The sequence below is a fragment of the Acinetobacter rudis genome (genome assembly GCF_031157835.1).
Lineage (GTDB): Bacteria > Pseudomonadota > Gammaproteobacteria > Pseudomonadales > Moraxellaceae > Acinetobacter > Acinetobacter rudis_A.
In genome coordinates this window covers 1-21,747 of sequence record NZ_JAVIDR010000013.1, presented here as the reverse complement: position 1 = coordinate 21,747, position 21,747 = coordinate 1, and the positions used below count along the sequence as shown (strand labels likewise).

Sequence of the window (21,747 nt, the reverse complement as noted above, 5' to 3'; positions counted from 1 at the left end):
TATCACGTTATTTTCATTGGATACCTAGGAAAGGGAAGGGTTTTGTTTCAACAAATGCAGCATTGGCTTTGCCTGCATAAATTGTCGCTTGATCTGCCCCTAGGTCAAGTTTTCGTGTCTTACCATCGTTAAAGTTAATATCTTTTAGATCAACCCAAAATAAATTTGGTGAAACTGCAGATTCAAAATAATAACGTACACGCTTATGATCGACTACAGTTCTCCAGCGTGTAGAAGAGATATTTGGTTGTTCTTCAGTATTTAAACCAAAAGGTACAGACACATTACGAATGACACTAAATACGCTTGCTAGTGAGTGTTCTGGCGATGCATCTTTAGGAATGGCATTAATATAGAATGAAGCACGTGCAAAACGATCAGCAGCACGGTTCGTGCCTGGGAGCATGGTTGTGCCACCAATTAACTGCCAGTAGTCATCCAAAGCAAGCTGTTTATCAAATGTAGGCGAGTTCGTCATGACTTGATATTCTTTATTGTGATGAATTACTTGTTTGCCATTAATATATTCTACGATTGCACTGTCACCACTACTATCTGAAATAGATAGGTGTAAAGTTGTGAGGCGTTTTTCTCCAGGAACCATATCGGTGACGACTATAAATGGTTCCTTCTCAAGGGCAGTTACAGCTTCATTTACAGTGGCAAAATTATCGAGTACATATTGTGCCCATAGAGAAATACTGAGTGTCGGTTTTTTATTTTTTTCGACATTTGGATATTGGGATTCAACTAACCAGAGTAGGTTTGCTGAGAGTCCCTTTTCATTAACACCATCCGTACTTGATATATCGTAACCACTCGCAATGACACTGCCGTATTTTGAAGTCCATTTGATGGAGTTTGGACCTGCTACGCCGTGGCGTGTAACTTTATTTGGTAAAATCCAAATATTTGTACCAACGTCGCTTTTCCAATCCATACTACGTGCGGTCATGACCTCATTTTTACCGATATAAACAGCGCGAGTACAGGCATCCGCAATACTTGTTAGTAAAAAACTTGACGCAATTAAACTTTGGCAAATAATTTTTTTCATGCTATTCACTTATTTTTTAAAAGATAGGAAGGTTTACCCCAATAACAGGGCCGTGTTGTGTGATATGCCATTTAAAATCACCACTATGATGATCTTGTTCAAAATAGCGATAACCGATTCGAAAGTTAACAGGACGTTTAAAAATTTCTTGACGGTACCCAGCATACATTTGTACTGAACGAGTGTCTTCAGCACCAAAGCTCATTTCAGCAGCAAGATTGACAGGTGAGTCAAAGTTATATTTGAAGCGGCTTCCCCAAAATACCTCATCCCAGTCTGCATTCACTTGACTGGAGTGATTAAGGGCACTTAATTGTGACTTTAGTTCTGTGCGATGGATACCAATCATCGGTTCAACAATAAAGCGAGGATAATTGTTGTTGGCATTTCTTTCAGAAACGTAGGCTTGATAATACGCACCTAAGCTTTGTCGTTTTTGTTTTACAAAAGCAGCAATTGGTATATGGGCTAGACTTTCTTCAGTGCTGAGTTTAGCCATTTGTGTATCATAAAATACTCCCCAGCGGCCCTTACTAATGTCAAGGTGGGCCATATAGGTTTCATCTAGATAGTCCAAACTGTCTTTAAAAGGTTGGTCAACATCATAATGCACTTTTCCTTTTTGAATTTCTCCATTGGCATCAGCAGCAAAGGCATACAAGTTGAGGTTAACCTTAACGGGCCCCTCCCAAGTATGATCAGTATTATTGTCTGCATAAATTAAGGGACTAAAGGTGAGGGCTGAGAGTAAACTGATCAGTTTATACTTCATATGCGGTCCGATGAAATTGAAATTGTTGGTTATGTTGGATAATCAATGTTCGCTTATGGTAATAGGAAAACTTAAGTCATGCTACGAATATATAAAAGCAAACTGCTTGTTATCACATACTATTTTTTGTTTCAGTCGATCTAACCTGAAAAAAGTCATACTCCATTGCTTAATACTTGAATGACAATTGCATTACTATAACTAGATATTTGACCTAACCGTTACTTCTTAATGATTTAAAACAAAAATTATTTGCATATTGAAATGGTAACTTAGAGCAAAAATATTTTCATGTTCAAATAAAATTTATTATTGATAATGATAATTCTTATTTCTAATGTCTAAATTTTATCAATTGGTAAAAATATTTAAAAAGACTCTTACGTTGGTGACATAAATAACGTGGATTGAAATGATCATTAAATAAATAGAACGCAGATAGTATTTTTTTAAATAAAAATAGTTTTAACTTTTTAGGAGTTTTAGTTTTAGACTCTATTAATGTTGTATGTAAAATTAATTTAGTGGCTTTTTGTTGTTTAGTTAAATAAATTCTAACTCTAGATCAATATTTTTATTATTTATGATGGGGTGATGATTGAAAGCTTAACATGTATGGTAATAGTTTTTAGCTATTATTTTTTTTAAGTGAATTGATCTATGTGTATTTAATCCTTGGATGAAATTTGTAATTAGTGACTTGAAAGGTATTTATTTTAATTGATTTTTTTATTTATTAGAGTTTTGTTTATATTTTTTGTTGATAATGATTCGCAAATATATCTCCTTGAGTTAATATAATTGAGGTAAATAAATAGAATCATAACTTTATTTTATTTATAATTCATTTTTATATGCTTATATTTTTCATTATTTGCATGAGTTCTATTTTGTTGAAATTCCATGCATTTGTCTTGAGGAAAAATTAAGTATGCTTAAAACCTCAATTTATTTTAAGAGTTGTGTTTTTTTTACAAAAAATTTAATTATAATGTCTGCGCATTCGATACATTCAATAATTAAGTAAAACTTTAGATATAGGGTGTGATCGGCTAAAAGAATGTAAAGTATTTGTAGGTTTAAATTATTCTTTTGGGTGTGTTTAATTTGTATATGAGAAATCGATCTATTATTTTTAATATATATTTAATACGCTTTTTAAATAATTTTTCACTGTATAGAATAGAAAATGATTATGGAGTGCTTAATAGCAAAAACATGTTAGTTCCTAAAATGATTGGGAAATTAAGGAGTGCTTATAATTAATACTATTAAATTAAACTTTATAATATTGGGTTGCTGGTTGTAAGTATTAGAAATATTACCTTAAGCAATATGATTTAAAACACGAATTAATACATATTGTTTAAATTTCAATAATTTGTGTTTAGGGTTTAATTGTATATAATTTAATTATAGTTGTTTTAAATTTAGCATTGGATTTAGATTTTATGCGTACATATGCTTATGTTAGAAATGATCCTGGTAATGAGTGTGATGATATAAACTATATTTCTTATTTCTATAAAAATGGATATCAGATACCAAAACAAAGATTGATATTTGAAGAGGTAACAGTAGATACCTCTATAATATATAGAGATAAATTTATTAATTTAATAAACTATGGTTTAGAAGCAGATGATTTGTTACTCGTGAAAGGAATTGATTGTTTAGGGCGAAATTTTGAGGAAATTTTTAATATCGTCAATAGGGTTGACCAAAAGAAAATCAGATTGGTCTGTTTTGATTATTCCAAAAATGAGATTAGTGGAGATTTGAAGGTTTTTTTTCTACATTTTCTGAAAATATGTTTTGAGTTTGAGGGTAAATTTAAAAAAATTAATAAAAATTATCCAACTAATAATTTTGTTAAGAAAGTAGGTCGTCCTGAAATTTTAACACCAGAACAGAAAAAAGAAGTTATTAATAAATTCAAAAAGGGGCACAGCGTTTATTCACTTGCAAAGGAATACTCGGTGACTCGTACCGTAATCAATCGGCTTTTGGAAAAAGCTTCTCAGGAATTTAATTGAAATTCAATGGTATATAGTTGGCCTAATTACTGGTTTGTATAGTTCTATACTTATTAGTGATGGAAAATACATTGAATAGGACAGCGATTTATATTGGCGAATTAAAAATAAAATATTTTATAAATCAAATTTTGGATGACGGTATTAATGAAAATTCATTCTTTGGATCTACGGCAGCGGGCTCTAATGGCTTGGAAAAAAATGGGTAACAAATCTCAGGTTTGTGAAATTTTTGGTATTTCAAGACCTACATTAGATCGTTGGATTGAACTCGAACATACAGAAGAGTTTGATCCTAAAAACAGAAAAAATAAAGGAGGGCGGCCAAGTAGTATAAAAGACCTTGGTGCTTTTAAGACTTTTGTTGAACAATCGAACTTTACCAATATACATGAATTGGTTCCTTTATTTGAAAAGACCTTTGGGTATCCTGTTGCATATGAGGTCATAAGACGTACATTAAAGCGCTTGAGTTGGTCTCCAGCAAAAAAGGTGTTTGTTGTGCGTAAAAATAAGCAACTTGAAAGTGAAGTGTAGTAAATACTACTGTTTAAAATTCTAGGTGAATTTGCACTTTGGATAAGTTGTAGTGGTCTTGAGGAATATAGAGACGACCCCTGGTGCAATTTTCACTTTATTTGAGTGGTATTAATTAACTAATTGTAATGTAAATAAATTAATTTAATTATTTAAAATAACCAATAGAAATGCGCTGTGTAGTATAAATTGGTTTACATTTTTTATTTATTAATCTTGACTAAATTAGTAGTCTTTTTTTTAAAAAGAAATTATATTACAACTCTTTAAAAGTACCGCAATTGCAACATGACTTATCCAGTACACTTCCGTAAAAAGATCCTTGCAAAACTAGAGCAGGGAATGACATTTCAAGAGGCTGCAGCTAAGTTTGAGTTGAGTCCGACAACCATTCAAAGATGGAAAAAAAAGTTAGAGCCGAAGACATCGCATGATTATAAACCACGTAAATTACACGATGATTTGATTTTGCGTGATGTCAAAGATTACCCTAACGATTTTCAATATCAACGCGCAGTTCGCTTGAATTGTTCAAAGTCTGGTATACAAAAGGCTTTGAAACGGCTAGGTATCATTCCAAAGAAAAAGTAAACAACATCAAGATAGCGTGATCCAAGTTTGCTTGAGTCATTTGGATTTTTTGTGCTTAATTGTTGATTCTTAGCTAAAAATGGTAGATTTTAAAATGGCGATTAAATTGTCATAGCCTTGTTTATTTTGATTTTAAATAAGCTGCTTCAAGCTTAGATTTTAATTGGCTGATATTATAATAAGAAAGCCCCGTATTACCCTTGTTGCAATTATACGAGGCCTCTTTATTTAAGCTTCTGGTTTCCAGCCTTCTGCATGTTCTACATCAGCATCATTATTAAAGAACTTTTCACGCTGTTCTTCTAAGAACTTTTTTGCTTCAACTTCAAAAACATTTAAACGTTTTTCATTGATTAATGTTGTTTGATGTTTTAGCCACTCTTGCCAAGCCTGTTTTGAAACAGAGTTGAGTAATTCCTCACCTTTAGGTCCAGGAAATGGTGCAAAATCTAAAGCTTCAAGCTCTTGTTGATATTTACGGCAAAATACAAGTTTTGTCATAGATATGCTCCTTAAGCATAGAGTTGTTCAAGTCGTTGATGTGCTCGTACAATCGCAGCTTGTACTTGTTTAGGTGCAGTCCCACCCAGGTGGTCACGTGCGCTAACAGATGCTTCTAAAGTGAGTGCCTTATCAAATACATCTGCATCAATAAGTGCAGAGAATTGCTGTAACTGTTCTAATTTGAGTTCTGACAGGTCTTTCGCTTCTTGAACGCCAAGAGCAACAGCTTTACCTACAATTTCATGTGCATCACGAAAAGCAATCCCTTTTTTAACAAGATAATCAGCTAGATCTGTTGCAGTTGAGAAACCTCGTAAAGCTGCTTCACGCATTTCTGCTTGATTAGGTACTAAAGCTGGGATCATATCTGCAAAGGCCATTAACGAGCCACGTACAGTATCAATTGCATCGAATAAAGGTTCTTTATCTTCTTGATTGTCTTTATTGTAGGCTAATGGTTGACCCTTCATAAGGGTAAGTAGGCTAATTAAATCACCATAAACACGACCCGTTTTACCACGAACAAGTTCAGGTACATCAGGGTTCTTTTTCTGCGGCATAATAGAAGAGCCAGTACAGAAACGATCAGGAATATTGACGAATTTAAACTGTGCAGATGTCCATAAAATAAGTTCTTCTGACATGCGTGATAAATGCATCATGATGAGTGAAGCTGCTGCATTAAACTCAATTGCAAAATCTCGGTCAGATACGGCATCAAGTGAGTTTTCAGTTGCTGCGTCAAAACCAAGCAATTGAGCTGTATAAGCTCTGTCAATTGGATAGGTTGTGCCTGCAAGTGCAGCAGAACCAAGTGGCATGCGATTTACCCGTTTACGACAATCAATTAGACGCTCACTATCACGGAATAACATTTCAAACCAAGCCATAAGATGGTGGCCAAATGTAACAGGTTGCGCTGTTTGTAAGTGTGTAAAGCCAGGCATAATTGTTGCCGTGTGTTGCTCTGCGAGTGAAAGAATACCTTTTTGTAATTTATTCAATAGATTAAGAATTACATCAATTTCATCACGAACATAAAGACGAATGTCAGTAGCAACCTGATCATTACGACTACGACCAGTATGTAGTTTTTTACCTGTGATCCCGATTCGATCTGTTAGTCGTGCTTCGATATTCATATGTACATCTTCAAGATCTACACGCCATTCAAAGCGATTTTCTTCGATTTCTTGTCGAATTTCGGTGAGCCCTTGAATGATGTCATCACGCTCTTGTTCAGTGAGAACACCAACTTTTGCAAGCATAGTAGCATGTGCAATTGAGCCTGCGATATCTTGTTGATAGAAGCGTTGGTCAAATTGAACAGAGGCTGTAAATTCAGCTACGAAAGAATCTGTAGCCTCGGTAAAACGACCGCCCCACATACCAGATGTTTGGTTTTGAGTGGAGGATTGAGAAGAGTGAGAAGATGTAGTCATGTCAGCTCGGGAAAATAAAAAAGAGTATAGCAAACTCAACATAATTTGCTGAAGTCAGACAATAAAAGTCGAGTGGCACATTGGATATTACACCAGTGAACTTGTGTTGGGAGAAAAAACTATGATTTCACAAGAATTAAACGATTAATTGTGTGCTGGGTTGTGTGATGTGAGAAGTGTTTAATAGTAATGGTGAATGAAAATGGATTTAGAATTTTAGTTATACAATTGTATAAAATTTTAGAAAGTGTGTCGCTACAGTCATTATATATCTTACATTACAACCATAAAATGAAAATAAGCAATCAAAATACGAATGTTTTGGGATCTATTTTAGCTGATGTTGAGCTGAAATTTAAACAAAGATATTTTTTAAGTGATTGATAATTCATGTAAAAAAATAATTCTAAAATTTTATGAAGTGTTTTTTTTATAGAGTTAATGTCAAAAGGTCTTGTCTCTGATGAGTTAATTTATTAAAAAAACAGTGATGTCTAAACAAGGAGGAAAAATACTCTCCTCAGTTTGCTTAAGATGTCTTCATTGTTTTTCTGGTGAATCGGCTCTCTCTGACACAGTTATTAAATCGTGATCGTTACATTACATAGAATTTAGACAATGTTTACGAAAGTCACTGTGAAGTTAGTGGGAGAATATATTAGAACCTAATAAGTAATCTCGTTGATATGAAATAAAGCCAACTGAATATTTGCTGAAATCAGTTGTATTGAACCTTTTACAGTATTTATTCAATTAAATTAACTTAACTGACTTGAGTGCAGTTACCAAACTAAGAAAAAAAAGAAACTATGGATAAAGTAATTCAAAGGCAGCAGATTGCTGCAAAGACTTATCGTGGAGTCGAGTTAATTCCGACAGAAAATATTTATTACTTTTTAGCTGACCAAAAATATGTATCAGTGCGTCATAAAAATGGCAGCGTACTGATTGATGAAACGTTAAAAGAGTTGGAACAGGAATTTGGAAATAGGTTTATTCGAATTCATCGTAATGCGCTTATAGCATTAGATTACTTAGATGGATTAGAGCTTGTTTCTGCTGGGCAATATCAGGTACGTTGTCGAGAAATCGATGAGCGCTTAGCTGTGAGTCGAAGACATTTATCTAGCCTAAGAAATAGAATTTATCATTTATAACTGCTAATAGACTAGATTTTTTTAGTTTTTGATTAGAGATTGAAGGGCATATATTTTCAATAACGATAAATCGTGTTACTTCAAGTATTATTATCAATCTTTACTCAATGATAATAATTTACTTGCTTTTTAAATTGATCAGGTTAAGTTTAGGGTGTTTAAGGTTTAACTCTCTATACAATGAAAAAAAATTTGAAAATTGCGACACGTCAAAGCCCTCTTGCACTTTGGCAAGCTGAATATATTCAAAATCAATTGATGAAACTGCATTCTGGCTTACAGGTTGAATTGGTTACTTTTGTCACTCAGGGCGATAAAATTTTAGATACACCGCTAGCTAAAATAGGTGGTAAAGGTCTTTTTGTTAAAGAGTTAGAGGCTGCTTTGTTAGATGGGCGTGCAGATCTTGCTGTACATTCTATGAAGGATGTACCTATGGCTTTACCAGAAGGTTTAAGTTTAGCTGTGATTTGTGAACGCGAAGATCCTTTTGATGCTTTTGTTTCTAATCAATATGAAAACTTTGACCAATTGCCACTTGGAGCAAAATTAGGTACATCGAGCTTAAGACGTAAATGCCAAATTTTAAAGCAACGTCCTGACTTAGATGTTATTGATTTAAGAGGTAATGTTGGAACACGTTTGGCTAAACTTGATGAAGGTTTATATGACGCAATTATTTTGGCTAGTGCTGGATTAAAGCGTTTGGGTTTAACGCATCGGATTAGACATCATTTAACTGCTGAATTAAGCTTGCCTGCGGTAGGTCAGGGTGCTCTAGGCCTAGAGTGTCGTACATTAGATACAGATACTCTTGCTTTGATTCAACCTCTATTGCATGCAGAAACAGATGCTTGTGTACGGGCTGAGCGTGCTTTTAATGCTTATCTGGAAGGTGGCTGTCAGGTTCCTATTGCTGGCTTTGCAACACTTGAAGGTGATCGTGTAAGTATTGAGGGGCGAGTTGGCAGTGTTGATGGTCAAACATTATTAGTTAGTAAGTTGCAAGGTGATATAGCCGAAGCTGAACAATTAGGTGTTTTATTGGCACAAGATTTAATTCGCCAAGGGGCGACAGAACTTTTGGCAGCACTACATTAAATGTTATTTATCAATACACGACCTGCAAGTCGAGCAAGAGAACTAACTCAGTGCTTGACTCAAGCAGGTGTAACTGTATTTGAGTTGCCTTTATTGGCCTTACAATCATATCCATATACCGTGGACTTGGAGCAACAGTTTCAGCAATTGCCGTTTGTCCAAGCAATCGTTGCGGTGAGTCCTACTGCTGTTGAAATTGGAATGGATTATTTGCAGCGTAGTCAGCTTACTATAAGTGATTTAGATCAGGTGGAGTGGATTGCTGTTGGTCGAAAGACAGCCGATACATTGGTTCAATATGGAATTAATGCGAGTGTACCAAAGCTTGAAACATCGGAAGGGATGCTTGCATTACCTATATTTAATCAACGACAAGATCTTAAAAGGATTGCATTTTGGCGTGGTCTTGGCGGACGCCAATTTATGATGCAGCAATGCAAACAGCAAGGCTTTGAGATATTAAATATGCTGTTATATCAACGTCATTGTCCTGATAACGCATTACAACAATTTCAGCATTTATTACAACAACATCTACTTAATCCACAGCCTTACGTGGTCTGTATAAGTAGTGAGGCAAGTTGGCATAATTGGTGTCAACTGTGCGAGCAACATGTAGCGTTTCTAGAGCAAGGACATTATTTGGTTTTGGGGGAGCGATTGTATCAAATTCTGCAAAAATTCCACCTAAAAAAAGGGAATTGTTTTAATATAACTCAAGTTGAGTCACTAGATGAGCCTACTGTATTGAATACTCTCCAACAATTGCATATTTAAAGTCCAATGAAAAAAACTACTTTAGTATTGGTTACTGTGGTATTTGGGAGCCTAGCAAAACTTGGCTATGATAATATTCGAGTAAATCAACAGATTAGCGTATTACAGCAAAGCTTATATCAAAATGAGCAACGCGGTGATAATTTAAATGACCAGCTTGTTGCACTACAGCGAAAACAACAAACCCCATTAACTGAACATGTAGCTCCAAGCCCCACCTCAACCCCATCCTTGTTTAATACTCAGCATTTGATCGAATCTCAACTTGATCTGGTGCAGTTTGCTCTTGAGCAACAACAGTATAGTTATGCAATGGAGAAATTAGCTGAGTTAGATCGTAATTTGGAGCAATATGAAATTGCGAGCAGCCTAAGTCAAAGTCTTCATCAGGCAATTGCACAGGATCAACAAGCGATTCAAAAATTTGTAGCTGCTCAAGCTGCTCAGCAACAGCGGTTGACCAGTTTGATTGGTCAGTTGGATCAACGTCTTCAGCTTGAATCTAATAATCAACAAATGAGTTCTGTTAAAACGCAGACAGAACATTTTTGGCAAAAATGGTTTCAAATAGAACGTGTGGATCATGTCAATGTTGCTTTGAATCAGCGTAGTTTAGTGCTTAAAGAAGCTCAATTTAGGCTGTTACTTGCCGAGCAGGCGCTATTACGTGGGGATGTGTCGGTATATCAGGCAATGCTGAATGAAGTTGTTGAGCGTTTGGGTCTATTACCTGATCCTGTCAGTAAAAACGTGCGGCAGCAAATTTTACAGCTGAAGAATATTCCTACATTACCTGTGCCGAAATTAATCAGTAGAACAATTTTGGGTTAAAGTTATGAAGCAAATTATACAATTATATTTATTTATTGCTTTGATCTTGTTTGCTGTATTCAGTGTGTTGTTTTACCTTACTGGCGCTGGCTATGTTTACATCTTATGGTCTGGCATACAGTTTCAGTCCAATTTAACTATTGTAATATTTTTTAGTGTGTTACTCAGTTTCCTTACTCATTTATCTTGGTATGGTTTTAAAAGCTATATTAATAGTGAAAAGCGCAAACTGAAATATATCCATGATTTTTCACAATTACATCCTTATGAACAACTAGGGGTAATTTGGATTTTACAAGACAATGACGCAAACCAAGATTTTGTGCAGCGTATTTTTCAACACTCTGGACTATTGCAGCAAATTTTCCAATCTAAGTATGAGTCTTTGCAACAAAACTATGAGACTGCACTTTTATGTTTAGAAGGATGCCCAACAGCAACTTTTGAGTTGTCTGAAATTCAACGTATTGAAATTTACTTGGCGCAAAAAAAACCTGATCTAGCTTTATCTCATTTGCAGTTTTTAAGCAGTCAATTGCTGTCTCCTTGGTTGTTACCCGTGGAAGAATGCTTTAATAAGCGTCTTGATATACTTTGGGCAAGTTTTGCTTTTAATTATCCATGGTTATATTTAGCTCAGTCTATTGATATTGATCTAAATACTGATGCAATGGAAAAGTGGTTAATTCAACTTTTAGAGCATTATGATCAAGCAAGTGAAGAAAATATTTTAGAGTTAGCAAATAACTATATAGAAAATGAAAAAAATATTAAAAAATTAGACTATGCTTTACAAGTTTTATGGTTGAAGCTGTTATTACGTATTCAGAATATGGATCAGTATGTTGCAGTATTAGCGACACATTTATTAGAAGTTAAATTTGATCAAGATGTTTTTTATATTTGGTTTCAACAACAGTTATTGCAAAAAGATCCTCAATATGAAGAAGTTGAATTATATATTGATAAGTTGGGTGAAAAGTATCCGAGCTTACCAGTATTAAGTTTTGCTCAATGGTATATTTATACGGAAACTCAAAGGTTTAATGAAGCAGATGAATTATTAACACATTTTCCAAATAATATATTTATGAGTTATTTACGTATTAAGTCTAGTTTAAAAGGACAGGATGATTTGTTGGATGAGTTGAAATTAGTATTTGAAAATGATGCTAAATTTGTTCAATTTAAGATTTAAGTGAGAATTAGATTATGTTAGATCAATATCCTGTAATACTAAAGCAAACCGTGGCATGGGGTGACATGGATGCTTATGGGCATGTCAATAATGTTATGTATTATCGGTATATTGAAAGTTCACGTATTTTGTATTTTCATGAGTTAGGTACATATGGTCATGATGTATTAACTGTTATTGCATCAAATCAGTGTAAATATTTAAAACCAGTATTTTATCCGGACGTATTGAAAGTCGCTGCTCGTGTAGAGGAAATTCGGAATAGTGCAGTGCGCATGCATTATGTTTTATACAGTGAACAACAACAGCAAGTTGTAGCAACAGCAGAAGCTGTGGTGGTATTTGTTGATCCAGTTGAAATGAAAAAGACTTTAATACCAAAACAGATTAGAGAAGATATTATTCGATTTGAACAAAATGTTAATCATGATTTAAATCTTGGCAATAATATTTAAAGTTATACATATTTTTTTTGTTGAGTTATGTATTTAAATGAGATGAAAGTATTGATTGTTATTGTTAATGAAAATATCATGGACTCGAAATTATTCAAATAACGAATATATGGTTTTGGAGTAAATGTAATGCCGGATATTAGTAAATTATCAGTTGAAGAATTAAAGCGTTTAACCGCTGAAGCTGAAGCTTTAATTGAAACTAAAAAAGATCAAGCAATTGAAGATGCATATAATCAGATTATTGAAATTGCAAATATTGCTGGATTAACTCTAGAGCAGTTTATTGAATATGGTGCTCAGAAACGCAAGAAGACAACACGTAAAGCAGTAGAGCCGCGTTACCGTAATAAATCGAATACAGCAGAAACTTGGACTGGTCGTGGTAAACAACCACGTTGGTTAGTTGCTGAAATTGAAAAAGGTGCAAAATTAGAAGACTTCCTAATCTAATTTCATCATTTTGTCATTAGTTGGCATTAGTATTTTTGAAACCAAGCCGTGTGCTTGGTTTTTTTATAAATGTACAATGCTGGTGTGGAAGAAATATGGTGAATCGGTTATATACAACAGGTATGATCATGCGGAGAAGTATAAGTGATTAATGTGGTATGACCCCGATGAATAAAAAACCAAAAAATATGAAGTGGTTGGTGATTGCAGTCATCTCTTTCTTGGTCTTTGTGTTGTTACAAGTTCCGGCTTCTTGGTTAATTTCAAAATTTTATAAAGATAATCAAGTGCTGCAAAATGTGAGTGGTAATATTTGGCAAGGACAAGCAGATTGGCGTAAAGGAGAAATGCGAGGTTCGATTATTTGGAAGACCAGGCCGTTAGATTTAATTTTACTTCGTGCGGCAGCAAATATCGAAATTTTTAGTGGTAAAACACAGTTAAAAGCCATAATGGGATATGGAATAAATAAAAAAGTTATTGTAAGGGATTTACAAGGCCAAATATCTCCAGAAACGTTAAAAGCTATAATTAACTGGCAGTGGCCAGCAAACCAAATTCAATTAAAAGATGTGCAACTTGATTTTAAGAAACAGCAAGGATTTTCTTCGGTTCAAGGTGAGTTGCAATGGGCGGGTGGTGAGTTAGTCTATACTTTTGCTGATAGGCAAGATCAGATGAATATGCCGTCATTAAATGGACAATTGCAGGATGTTGATGGTAAGTTGCAATTTAATATTCAGGATCAACGCAAACAAAAAATGGCGAATATTATGTTGGACCCGAACATGATGTTGGATGTTCAACTCACACAACGATTATTAATGAATGTGCCGAGTTATGACGGTAAAGCTGGTTTAGATACTTTTGTCGTTAGTACAAGAAAGCCCCTGATGCAAGGTGGTTCTTGAAGATGAATATTCGTGAACAATTGGAAAAAATCCAATGGCAAAAAATAGATCGTACTGCTCCATTGGTTTTATTATTATTCATTTTAGTGTTGTGTTGGAAGTTGGCCGCAATGTTATGGTGGGTTATTGCTCCTCCTCAACTTATGCAGCCAGAACAAGTCATTATGGGTTCAAAACAACTACAAGTCCCTAATATTTCCAGCTTTGCTTTATTTTATGAAGCTGGAGCAGATACAAACAGTTCAAATGACAATATTGATATGCATCTGCAAGGTGTTATGGTGGCTTCACTAAGTCGAAACTCTACTGCTGTGATTAAAGTTGGAGAAACAGCAGAGCGATATATCATTGGGCAATTGGTGGATGGAACAGCATATCGTCTAGCTGCTGTATATTGGGATAATGTAGTCTTAAAAAATAATAGTGGTTCAACAAAGGTGCTGAAATTTAGTGGCATTACTAATTTATACCAGCCACAACCAAATCAGGAAACGCAAACACAATCTAGTAATCCTCCACCAATTGTTGCGGAGCCAGGTTCTAAAAGTGCAATTGGACAGGCAATTGAACAGATGTCAGATGACCGCGAAGAGTATTTGAAAAAAATGGGTGTAAACACAGGTGGTGGGCAAGGTTATGAGGTAACTGAGCAAACACCTGCAGCACTTCGTAATAAATTAGGGCTACGTCCTGGTGATCGGATCTTATCTCTAAATGGTAAGAGTGTGGGTCAAGGACAAAGCGATGTTCAATTGTTGGAACAGGCAAAACGTGAAGGTCAGGTCAAAATTGAGATTCAACGTGGTGATCAAGTAATGACCTTTCAACAAAGTTTATGAGTGCTAGGTTAAGATTAGAATTAGGATAGACAATAAGTTATGGCATTTTTGAATCATCAGCGGTCAATGTGGGCACTAGTCGCAGCGGCACCTGTTTTGGCTGTCATGAGCACATCTGTACAAGCACAGACGTGGAAAATAAATTTGCGAGATGCTGATTTAACAGCATTTATTAATGAAGTTGCTGATATCACAGGTAAAAATTTTGCTGTGGATCCGCGTGTACGTGGTAACGTAACAGTTATTTCTAATAAGCCTTTGAATAAAAATGAAGTTTATGATTTGTTCTTGGGTGTATTGAATGTTAATGGCGTAGTTGCAATTCCAGCGGGCAATACGATTCGCTTGGTGCCAGATAGTAATGTGAAAAATGCTGGTGTTCCTTATGATGCACGTCGAAATGCACAAGGGGATCAGGTTGTTACACGTGTAATTTGGTTGGAAAACACCAATCCCAATGATTTGATTCCAGCACTGCGACCACTGATGCCACAATTTGCACACATGGCTGCAGTGCAGGGTACGAATGCACTCATTGTTTCGGATCGTGCTGCAAATATTGCACAACTGGAAGTGATTATTCGTAATCTAGATGGTACTGGTCAAAATGATATTGAAGCAATTGAACTTCGCTCCAGTCAGGCTGAAGAACTTATCGGTTTATTGGAAACAATGTCTGCAACTGGTGCTGTGAAAGATCAAATTGGTTCACGGGTTCGTATTATTGCCGATGCACGAACCAATCGTATCTTAATTAAAGGCGATACGACTTCACGCAAGCGGCTACGACAAATGATCGAGATGTTAGATGTACCTTCTGCTGATCGTTTGGGTGGTCTGAAAGTTTATAAATTGCGTTATGCAAGCGCAGATAATTTAGCGAAGATTTTACAAGGGCTGGTTACAGGCCAAGCTGTTGAGGGGACTAATGATTCATCATCAGGGCAACAGTCTGCAAATAATATTAATAATCTAGTGAATAATAATTCTGGTAGTTCAACTACTGGAAGTAATGGCAGTATTTCTACACCAAGTATTAATTTAGGAAGTAGTTCAAATCGTAATAGCTCAAATAGCATTAGTAGTTTTAATGCTAATGGTGTGAGTATTATTGCAGATACTTCTCAAAATGCATTAATGGTAAAAGCGGAACCACAATTAATGCGAGAGATTGATGCTGCTATTCAACAGTTGGATGTGCGTCGTCAACAAGTGCTTATTGAAGCAGCAATTATTGAGATATCAGGTGATGATGCAGATCAGCTCGGGGTGCAGTGGGCACTGGGCGATATTAGTAGTGGTGTTGGGTTACTTAACTTTACCAATGTTGGGTCTAGTTTGGCAGGGTTGGTCTCTGGCTATTTAACAGGTGGGGGTGCAGGGCTTGGCGGGGCGTTGGTTGGAAATGAGAATAAAGGTGCTGGTGGTGCATTTGGTATAGGGAAATATCGTGAAGGTGCTAATGGTTCCCGTGAGTTTTATGGTGCTTTAATTCAAGCATTGAAAAGTAATACAAAAACAAACTTACTTTCCACACCTTCAATTGTGACTCTAGATAATGAAGAGGCTTATATTGTAGTGGGGCAGAATGTGCCCTTTATTACAGGATCTGTGACCTCTAGTTCCACGGGAATTAATCCTTATACAACAGTAGAGCGTAAGGATGTGGGGGTAACACTTAAAGTTGTACCTCACATTGGTGAAGGTGGGTCAGTTCGATTAGAAGTACAGCAAGAGGTATCGGCTGTGCAAGCGAGTAAGGGACAAGCAACTGATTTGGTCACGAGTAAACGTGCAATTAAAACCTCTGTATTGGCAGATCACGGTCAAACTATTGTGTTAGGTGGTTTAATTGCGGATAACAATGTGACAAGCCGACAAAGTGTACCTGGTTTGGGGGCTATACCTGGTATTGGTCGTTTATTTAGATCAGATAATCATAGTGGTGAAAAGCGTAATTTACTGGTATTTATTCATCCTACTATAGTGGGAGACAGTGAAGATGTTCGTCGCATGTCACAGCGCCGCTATGATCAGTTGTATAGTCTGCAATTGGCTATGGATAAAGATGGTAACTTCTCGAAGCTTCCTGAGCATGTTGAGGATATTTATCAACAACGATTACCTATTCGTTCCCCAGCAGCACCAATCAATAATAGTACTTATCAGAAGCTACCGTCAGGTGGTGCAACTCCATCTACAACAATTGCAACACCTGTTGCGATTGAGCCTACGGAAGCGATTTCTCCAGCTATACCAGCTGCTCCTGAGGTGGAAAAAACCAAATCAACGACCACAACGACGACCACTCGACCTGCACCTTAATAAGTGGAAAGTAACAAATCAGGTGCAATTAGTCTGAGAGCTCGACCAATAGACCATGTAAAAGCATGGTCTATTGGTGTGTAGAGAGCCGTAGAAACACAATGTCTGGTTGGGGTTTTAATTGTGTGAGGAGAGTCATTCATTCCTTATTTAACCTAACATTTTGTTGGGATATGATGTTGATTAAGTAATCATCAATGATATTGCGCATGATGTTGTCCATGCTAAGATGACTGAAATGAACATGGGTAATGAATTATGACTTGGAAAATTCAAGCAACCACAGGTGAGTTTGCTGGAAAGTCGATTAAGATTGATCAAGATATGCTTGTTGGTCGACATCAAGATGCTAATATTTTGTTGCAGTCTGCAGAAATTTCTCGCCGTCATGCTGCCTTCTTATTAAAAGATGCTGCACTGTATTTACAAGATTTAAATTCCTCGAATGGTACTTTTCTGAATGGTGAGCGGATTAGCACGACAGAGGTCGCCTTAAAATCAGGTGATGTAGTTGTCTTTGCGAGCCTTCAATTTGAGGTGCATCAAGATGTAGAGTCAAACACAGTAGATACTGCATTAGAAGAAGTCATTGTTCAGCCTTCTGAGGCAGTAGCAACATCAGCAACTCATGATGGTGAGGTGCAGCGTGCTGCGGCACAAATGAACGAGCAAGGGATGCCGAGTGTTCAAGAGCGCGCCCAAGATGTTGCATTAAGTCATGAAGGAATGCCAACGCGTGTTGCTGTGCCTAAACCAGCACCTATTCCAGAAGGTGTTGATATTAATGTTAAAGCTGAGCCGACTGTTGTTGCTATTCCCGAGCCTGTATCTGATGTGAAACAAGCTGAAGAAGAAAAGAAAAATACTTCTGTAGGGTTAATTACCATTATTGCTTTGGTGATTTTAGCTGTATTGGCTTGGTTTTTCTTAAAGTAAGGTACTGATCTATTTGGTGTGAACATACTGGAAAGTATAGAATTGTTCATCAATCAAGCAAAGAACTGTGTACAATCAAGACATGCTATAGCATGTCTTTTTTATCTGTAAATAAAACAGCTGATTTTTATTGTTGTAGCTTCTAATCTGATTGTGGAGTTGTTCATGTGTATTGCAAATTTAGCACAGCGTAAGGTCATACTATTTGATTTGGATGGAACTTTAGTTGACTCTGCAGGTGATTTATATCGTGCAATGAATTTAAGTTTAGAACGTTTGGCTTTGCCGCAAGTTACTGAAGCACAGGTCCGTGTCTGGATTGGAAAAGGTACTGCAATTTTTTGTCAGAGTGTATTGAAGCACATTAAGGGTGAGGTTGATCCATTATTACAACAACAATTATTGGCGACTTTTTTAGAGATTTATAATGCTGATCCTTGTGTAGATTCAAAACCATTCCCAGGAATTATGGAGTTCTTACAGTGGGGACAACAACAAGAAAAAATAATGATCTGTGTGACCAATAAACCTGAACTACCTGCTAGACAGATCTTGGATGATTTGGCTATGAGTGAGTATTTTGTTGACGTTATTGGGGGAGATCGTTTTGAGCTGCGTAAACCGGATCCGATACAATTACTTTATTGTGCAGGGCAATTTGCAGAAAATATAACTGAGTGTCTAATGATCGGTGATTCGATCAATGATATTGAAGCTGCACGTCGCGCAGGTATGGATTGTATTGCGGTGAGCTATGGCTATAATCATGGCGAAGATATTCGAGATTGTCAGCCACAACAAGTCGTGGCAAATTTAACTGAATTACTCAATCAATAGCTTCATTAAGCTGAAAAGTAAGGTATAGAAATGGAACAAATCAAACATTTTCGATGGCGATGCTCAATTGTATCTCAGTAAGCCAAAACACCATTTGATCATTTAGATCTATCGAAAATATATGAGCATTTCTATGAGCAGCATACAGCAATTTGAACAGTTAAAAGCCCAAGGTTATAACCTTATTCCTATTTATCGTCAGCGTTTAGCTGATACAGATACACCATTATCAGTATTTGCACGCTTACAACAACATGCAAATGCTTATTTGTTTGAGTCGGTAGAGGGTGGGGAAAACTGGGCACGCTACTCAATTATTGGTTTGGGTGAAACGACGGTTTTCTCTTGTAATCAAGGGGTTTTGAGTATTCAACAGCCAAATACTGAATTACAAACTTTGCCTTGTGCAGACCCATTTCAATATATACGTGATTTTCAGGCTCAGTTTAATGTGCCAGATCATCATGTCATTCCAGAATTACCTAAATTTACAGGTGGTTTGGTTGGTTATTTAGGTTATGACAGTGTGCGTTATATTGAGCCACGTTTGGGAATGGCTTGCCAAGAGGACCCTGTTGGTATTCCAGATTTGTGGATGATGTTATCTAAGACAGTTATTGTGTTTGATAATCTTAAAGATACGTTGTTTTTGATTGTACATGCAGATGCTAACCAGCCTAATGCCTACCAGCAGGCCGAACAGCAACTTGATGCTTTAGAGCAACTACTGGCAACGCCAGTGAGTTTGACTGCTAAGCAACACACGACTCCCCATTTTGTTTCGCTCACAGGTAAAGATAAGTTTGTTGAAACGGTGGAGAAAGTAAAAGAATACATTCGTGCTGGGGATGTTATGCAGGTTGTACCTGGGCATCGAATGGTGTCTGATTTTGATGGTGAGCCACTTCAGGTTTATCGTGCTTTGCGTCATCTCAATCCATCGCCTTATTTATTTTTGTTACAAGGTCAGACTTTAGAGGATCAGAAGCCGTTTCATGTAGTGGGTTCATCACCTGAAATTTTATCGCGTCTAGAACAGGGGATTGCAACTGTACGACCTTTGGCAGGAACCCGACCACGCGGCAAAAATAAAGAAGAAGATTTAGCACTAGAGCAAGATTTACTTTCTGATGAAAAAGAAATTGCTGAACATCTAATGTTGATTGATTTGGGACGTAATGATATCGGACGAGTTTCGAAAATTGGTAAAGTTCAAGTGACTGATCAAATGGTGATCGAGCGTTATTCACACGTTATGCATATTGTATCTAATGTGCAGGGTGAGGTGCTTGATGGGGTAGATGCACTCGATGTATTTAAAGCAACATTCCCAGCAGGTACGCTTTCAGGTGCACCTAAAATTCGAGCGATGGAAATTATTGACGAAGTTGAGCCTGTTAAGCGTGGAATATTTGGTGGTGCTGTTGGATATTTAGGCTGGCATGGTGAAATGGACATGTCTATTGCGATTCGTACTTGTGTGATTCGTGAAAACAAGGTCTTTGTACAGGCTGGTGCAGGTGTAGTTGCTGACTCAATTGCTGATTCTGAGTGGAATGAAACCCAAATTAAAGCTCGCGCAGTGATCAATGCGGTTGAATTATCGTCAAACGGATTGATTTTATGAGTTTTTGACGATTTTTTTTTAAAAAGCACTTGCAAGCTTTGAAAGTTTTGCTAAACTGCACACCGTTCCGATGCGAAACATCGAAAACAAAAGAAACGCCGACATAGCTCAGTTGGTAGAGCAACTGACTTGTAATCAGTAGGTCCACAGTTCGAATCCGTGTGTCGGCACCACTTTTAAGAATGTTTCGCAAAAAGAACAGCACTGTTAGTTAAGTGTGATAGGTGGGATTCCCGAGCGGTCAAAGGGAGCAGACTGTAACTCTGCCACGTAAGTTTCGAAGGTTCGAATCCTTCTCCCACCACCATTAACTTCGATAAGACGGTATGTATACCAACGCAATGCGGGAGTAGCTCAGTTGGTAGAGCGGCAGCCTTCCAAGCTGCATGTCGCGAGTTCGACCCTCGTCTCCCGCTCCAATCGAAGAAAAAATCGCTCTTATAGCTCAGTGGTAGAGCACTCCCTTGGTAAGGGAGAGGTCTCGAGTTCAAATCTCGATAAGAGCTCCAGATACAGTTTGGTAGACTTGATCTACATGATTTATGAAAGCAGGCTTATTAGTCTGCTTTTTAAGTATTGGGTGTCTGTTTTTTTAGACTTAATGTCGATGCTGAGTTGTATTGACCGTGTTCGACGTAAACGAGGAAGATCATCATGGCTAAAGCCAAGTTTGAACGTAATAAACCACACGTTAACGTGGGTACAATTGGTCACGTTGACCATGGTAAAACAACTTTAACAGCTGCAATTGCAACTGTTTGTGCAAAAGCATTCGGTGGTGAAGCGAAAGATTACTCTGCAATCGACTCTGCACCAGAAGAAAAAGCACGTGGTATTACAATTAATACTTCACACGTAGAATACGATTCTCCAACTCGTCACTACGCTCACGTAGACTGCCCAGGTCACGCCGATTATGTTAAAAACATGATCACTGGTGCTGCGCAAATGGACGGTGCGATCCTTGTTTGTTCAGCAACTGACGGCCCTATGCCACAAACTCGTGAGCACATCTTGCTTTCACGTCAGGTTGGTGTACCTTACATCATCGTATTCTTGAACAAATGCGATATCGTTGATGACGAAGAGTTGATCGAATTAGTAGAAATGGAAGTTCGTGAACTTCTATCTACTTATGACTTCCCAGGTGATGACACTCCAGTTATCCGTGGTTCTGCTCTTGCTGCGTTAAACGGCGAAGACAACCAATACGGCGTTCCAGCTGTACTTTCATTGGTTGAAGCTCTTGACTCTTATATCCCAGAGCCAGAGCGTGCAATCGACAAAGACTTCTTGATGCCTATTGAAGATGTATTCTCAATTTCAGGTCGTGGTACAGTTGTAACTGGCCGTGTTGAAAC

At 36.8% G+C, this 21,747-nt stretch carries 20 protein-coding genes, 4 tRNA genes and 1 pseudogene; 21 read left to right on the top strand and 4 right to left on the bottom strand.

Annotation, left to right across the window (positions count from 1 at the left end; translation table 11 throughout):
• Positions 1 to 13: 13 nt before the first annotated feature.
• Positions 14 to 1,057 (bottom strand): linear amide C-N hydrolase, encoded by a 1,044-nt coding sequence (locus RFH42_RS11670; RefSeq protein WP_308975808.1) that lies wholly within the window; start codon positions 1,055 to 1,057, stop codon positions 14 to 16.
• A 16-nt stretch (positions 1,058 to 1,073) separates the two neighbouring features.
• A complete protein-coding gene (locus tag RFH42_RS11665) occupies positions 1,074 to 1,829 on the bottom strand; it encodes a hypothetical protein (protein ID WP_308975806.1) in 756 nt (251 codons plus the stop codon).
• A gap of 1,451 nt (positions 1,830 to 3,280) precedes the next feature.
• Between RFH42_RS11665 and RFH42_RS11660 the strand changes: the two genes are divergently transcribed.
• The 3 genes from RFH42_RS11660 (at position 3,281) to RFH42_RS11650 (ending at position 4,993) form a co-directional block, all read left to right on the top strand.
• The gene (locus tag RFH42_RS11660; protein ID WP_016657975.1) at positions 3,281 to 3,865 is read left to right on the top strand and encodes a recombinase family protein; all 585 of its coding nucleotides are present in this window, start codon (positions 3,281 to 3,283) and stop codon (positions 3,863 to 3,865) included.
• Between the two features lie 147 nt (positions 3,866 to 4,012).
• Positions 4,013 to 4,402, top strand: a complete 390-nt coding sequence (locus RFH42_RS11655) for a helix-turn-helix domain-containing protein (protein WP_308975804.1) — start codon at positions 4,013 to 4,015, stop codon at positions 4,400 to 4,402.
• A gap of 288 nt (positions 4,403 to 4,690) precedes the next feature.
• Positions 4,691 to 4,993 (top strand): IS630 transposase-related protein, encoded by a 303-nt coding sequence (locus tag RFH42_RS11650; protein WP_308975801.1) that lies wholly within the window; start codon positions 4,691 to 4,693, stop codon positions 4,991 to 4,993.
• Positions 4,994 to 5,221: 228 nt separating this feature from the next.
• On the opposite strand, the gene RFH42_RS11645 is transcribed toward RFH42_RS11650, so the two are convergent.
• On the bottom strand, positions 5,222 to 5,494 hold the full coding sequence (locus RFH42_RS11645; protein ID WP_308975800.1) for an oxidative damage protection protein: 273 nt from the start codon (positions 5,492 to 5,494) through the stop codon (positions 5,222 to 5,224).
• An 11-nt stretch (positions 5,495 to 5,505) separates the two neighbouring features.
• Positions 5,506 to 6,939, bottom strand: a complete 1,434-nt coding sequence (gene argH, locus RFH42_RS11640; protein WP_308975798.1) for an argininosuccinate lyase — start codon at positions 6,937 to 6,939, stop codon at positions 5,506 to 5,508.
• A 794-nt stretch (positions 6,940 to 7,733) separates the two neighbouring features.
• Between argH and RFH42_RS11635 the strand changes: the two are divergent.
• The 18 genes and pseudogenes from RFH42_RS11635 to RFH42_RS11550 all read left to right on the top strand — a co-directional run.
• Positions 7,734 to 8,096 (top strand): annotated as a pseudogene (locus RFH42_RS11635) (LytR/AlgR family response regulator transcription factor); the annotation flags it as partial.
• Positions 8,097 to 8,276: 180 nt separating this feature from the next.
• Positions 8,277 to 9,197, top strand: coding sequence for a hydroxymethylbilane synthase (gene hemC, locus RFH42_RS11630; RefSeq protein WP_308975797.1), 921 nt, complete (start codon positions 8,277 to 8,279; stop codon positions 9,195 to 9,197).
• Positions 9,198 to 9,974: a uroporphyrinogen-III synthase gene (locus tag RFH42_RS11625; RefSeq protein ID WP_308975796.1), complete on the top strand. Its 777-nt coding sequence runs from the start codon at positions 9,198 to 9,200 to the stop codon at positions 9,972 to 9,974.
• 6 nt (positions 9,975 to 9,980) lie between these two features.
• Complete coding sequence (locus RFH42_RS11620) at positions 9,981 to 10,805, top strand: hypothetical protein (RefSeq protein ID WP_308975795.1); 825 nt, start codon at positions 9,981 to 9,983, stop codon at positions 10,803 to 10,805.
• A gap of 4 nt (positions 10,806 to 10,809) precedes the next feature.
• Positions 10,810 to 12,003, top strand: a complete 1,194-nt coding sequence (locus RFH42_RS11615; RefSeq protein WP_308975793.1) for a heme biosynthesis protein HemY — start codon at positions 10,810 to 10,812, stop codon at positions 12,001 to 12,003.
• Positions 12,004 to 12,017: 14 nt separating this feature from the next.
• Positions 12,018 to 12,458, top strand: coding sequence for an acyl-CoA thioesterase (locus RFH42_RS11610; protein WP_308975792.1), 441 nt, complete (start codon positions 12,018 to 12,020; stop codon positions 12,456 to 12,458).
• A 129-nt stretch (positions 12,459 to 12,587) separates the two neighbouring features.
• Positions 12,588 to 12,911 carry an H-NS histone family protein gene (locus tag RFH42_RS11605; RefSeq protein WP_308975791.1) on the top strand — a complete coding sequence of 108 codons (324 nt, stop codon included), beginning with the start codon at positions 12,588 to 12,590 and terminating at the stop codon, positions 12,909 to 12,911.
• Positions 12,912 to 13,078: 167 nt separating this feature from the next.
• Entirely contained in the window at positions 13,079 to 13,822 is a 744-nt protein-coding gene (gspN, locus tag RFH42_RS11600) for a type II secretion system protein N (RefSeq protein WP_308975790.1), read from the top strand.
• A gap of 2 nt (positions 13,823 to 13,824) precedes the next feature.
• Positions 13,825 to 14,661: a type II secretion system protein N gene (locus tag RFH42_RS11595; RefSeq protein WP_374990767.1), complete on the top strand. Its 837-nt coding sequence runs from the start codon at positions 13,825 to 13,827 to the stop codon at positions 14,659 to 14,661.
• A 39-nt stretch (positions 14,662 to 14,700) separates the two neighbouring features.
• The gene (gene gspD / locus RFH42_RS11590; RefSeq protein WP_308975788.1) at positions 14,701 to 16,986 is read left to right on the top strand and encodes a type II secretion system secretin GspD; all 2,286 of its coding nucleotides are present in this window, start codon (positions 14,701 to 14,703) and stop codon (positions 16,984 to 16,986) included.
• 258 nt (positions 16,987 to 17,244) lie between these two features.
• Positions 17,245 to 17,922: an FHA domain-containing protein gene (locus RFH42_RS11585; RefSeq protein ID WP_308975786.1), complete on the top strand. Its 678-nt coding sequence runs from the start codon at positions 17,245 to 17,247 to the stop codon at positions 17,920 to 17,922.
• Positions 17,923 to 18,087: 165 nt separating this feature from the next.
• The gene (locus RFH42_RS11580; protein ID WP_308975784.1) at positions 18,088 to 18,759 is read left to right on the top strand and encodes a phosphoglycolate phosphatase; all 672 of its coding nucleotides are present in this window, start codon (positions 18,088 to 18,090) and stop codon (positions 18,757 to 18,759) included.
• Positions 18,760 to 18,892: 133 nt separating this feature from the next.
• Positions 18,893 to 20,386, top strand: a complete 1,494-nt coding sequence (gene trpE / locus RFH42_RS11575; protein WP_308975783.1) for an anthranilate synthase component I — start codon at positions 18,893 to 18,895, stop codon at positions 20,384 to 20,386.
• Between the two features lie 97 nt (positions 20,387 to 20,483).
• Positions 20,484 to 20,559 (top strand) — tRNA-Thr (locus RFH42_RS11570).
• Positions 20,560 to 20,609: 50 nt separating this feature from the next.
• A tRNA-Tyr gene (locus RFH42_RS11565) sits at positions 20,610 to 20,693 on the top strand.
• Positions 20,694 to 20,729: 36 nt separating this feature from the next.
• Positions 20,730 to 20,805, top strand: a tRNA-Gly gene (locus RFH42_RS11560).
• Between the two features lie 15 nt (positions 20,806 to 20,820).
• Positions 20,821 to 20,895: transfer RNA gene (locus RFH42_RS11555), tRNA-Thr, on the top strand.
• 145 nt (positions 20,896 to 21,040) lie between these two features.
• Positions 21,041 to 21,747 (top strand): GTP-binding protein (locus RFH42_RS11550; protein ID WP_308975782.1); only part of this gene is annotated, 707 nt, incomplete at its 3' end.

Excerpts from the sequence above, each read along its gene's own strand:
- RFH42_RS11670 (WP_308975808.1), bottom strand. The coding sequence starts at position 1,057 with ATGAAAAAAATTATTTGCCAAAGTTTAATTGCGTCAAGTTTTTTACTA.
- RFH42_RS11665 (WP_308975806.1), bottom strand. The coding sequence starts at position 1,829 with ATGAAGTATAAACTGATCAGTTTACTCTCAGCCCTCACCTTTAGTCCC.
- RFH42_RS11660 (WP_016657975.1), top strand. The coding sequence starts at position 3,281 with ATGCGTACATATGCTTATGTTAGAAATGATCCTGGTAATGAGTGTGAT.
- RFH42_RS11655 (WP_308975804.1), top strand. The coding sequence starts at position 4,013 with ATGAAAATTCATTCTTTGGATCTACGGCAGCGGGCTCTAATGGCTTGG.
- RFH42_RS11650 (WP_308975801.1), top strand. The coding sequence starts at position 4,691 with ATGACTTATCCAGTACACTTCCGTAAAAAGATCCTTGCAAAACTAGAG.
- RFH42_RS11645 (WP_308975800.1), bottom strand. The coding sequence starts at position 5,494 with ATGACAAAACTTGTATTTTGCCGTAAATATCAACAAGAGCTTGAAGCT.
- argH (WP_308975798.1), bottom strand. The coding sequence starts at position 6,939 with ATGACTACATCTTCTCACTCTTCTCAATCCTCCACTCAAAACCAAACA.
- hemC (WP_308975797.1), top strand. The coding sequence starts at position 8,277 with ATGAAAAAAAATTTGAAAATTGCGACACGTCAAAGCCCTCTTGCACTT.
- RFH42_RS11625 (WP_308975796.1), top strand. The coding sequence starts at position 9,198 with ATGTTATTTATCAATACACGACCTGCAAGTCGAGCAAGAGAACTAACT.
- RFH42_RS11620 (WP_308975795.1), top strand. The coding sequence starts at position 9,981 with ATGAAAAAAACTACTTTAGTATTGGTTACTGTGGTATTTGGGAGCCTA.
- RFH42_RS11615 (WP_308975793.1), top strand. The coding sequence starts at position 10,810 with ATGAAGCAAATTATACAATTATATTTATTTATTGCTTTGATCTTGTTT.
- RFH42_RS11610 (WP_308975792.1), top strand. The coding sequence starts at position 12,018 with ATGTTAGATCAATATCCTGTAATACTAAAGCAAACCGTGGCATGGGGT.
- RFH42_RS11605 (WP_308975791.1), top strand. The coding sequence starts at position 12,588 with ATGCCGGATATTAGTAAATTATCAGTTGAAGAATTAAAGCGTTTAACC.
- gspN (WP_308975790.1), top strand. The coding sequence starts at position 13,079 with ATGAATAAAAAACCAAAAAATATGAAGTGGTTGGTGATTGCAGTCATC.
- RFH42_RS11595 (WP_374990767.1), top strand. The coding sequence starts at position 13,825 with ATGAATATTCGTGAACAATTGGAAAAAATCCAATGGCAAAAAATAGAT.
- gspD (WP_308975788.1), top strand. The coding sequence starts at position 14,701 with ATGGCATTTTTGAATCATCAGCGGTCAATGTGGGCACTAGTCGCAGCG.
- RFH42_RS11585 (WP_308975786.1), top strand. The coding sequence starts at position 17,245 with ATGACTTGGAAAATTCAAGCAACCACAGGTGAGTTTGCTGGAAAGTCG.
- RFH42_RS11580 (WP_308975784.1), top strand. The coding sequence starts at position 18,088 with ATGTGTATTGCAAATTTAGCACAGCGTAAGGTCATACTATTTGATTTG.
- trpE (WP_308975783.1), top strand. The coding sequence starts at position 18,893 with ATGAGCAGCATACAGCAATTTGAACAGTTAAAAGCCCAAGGTTATAAC.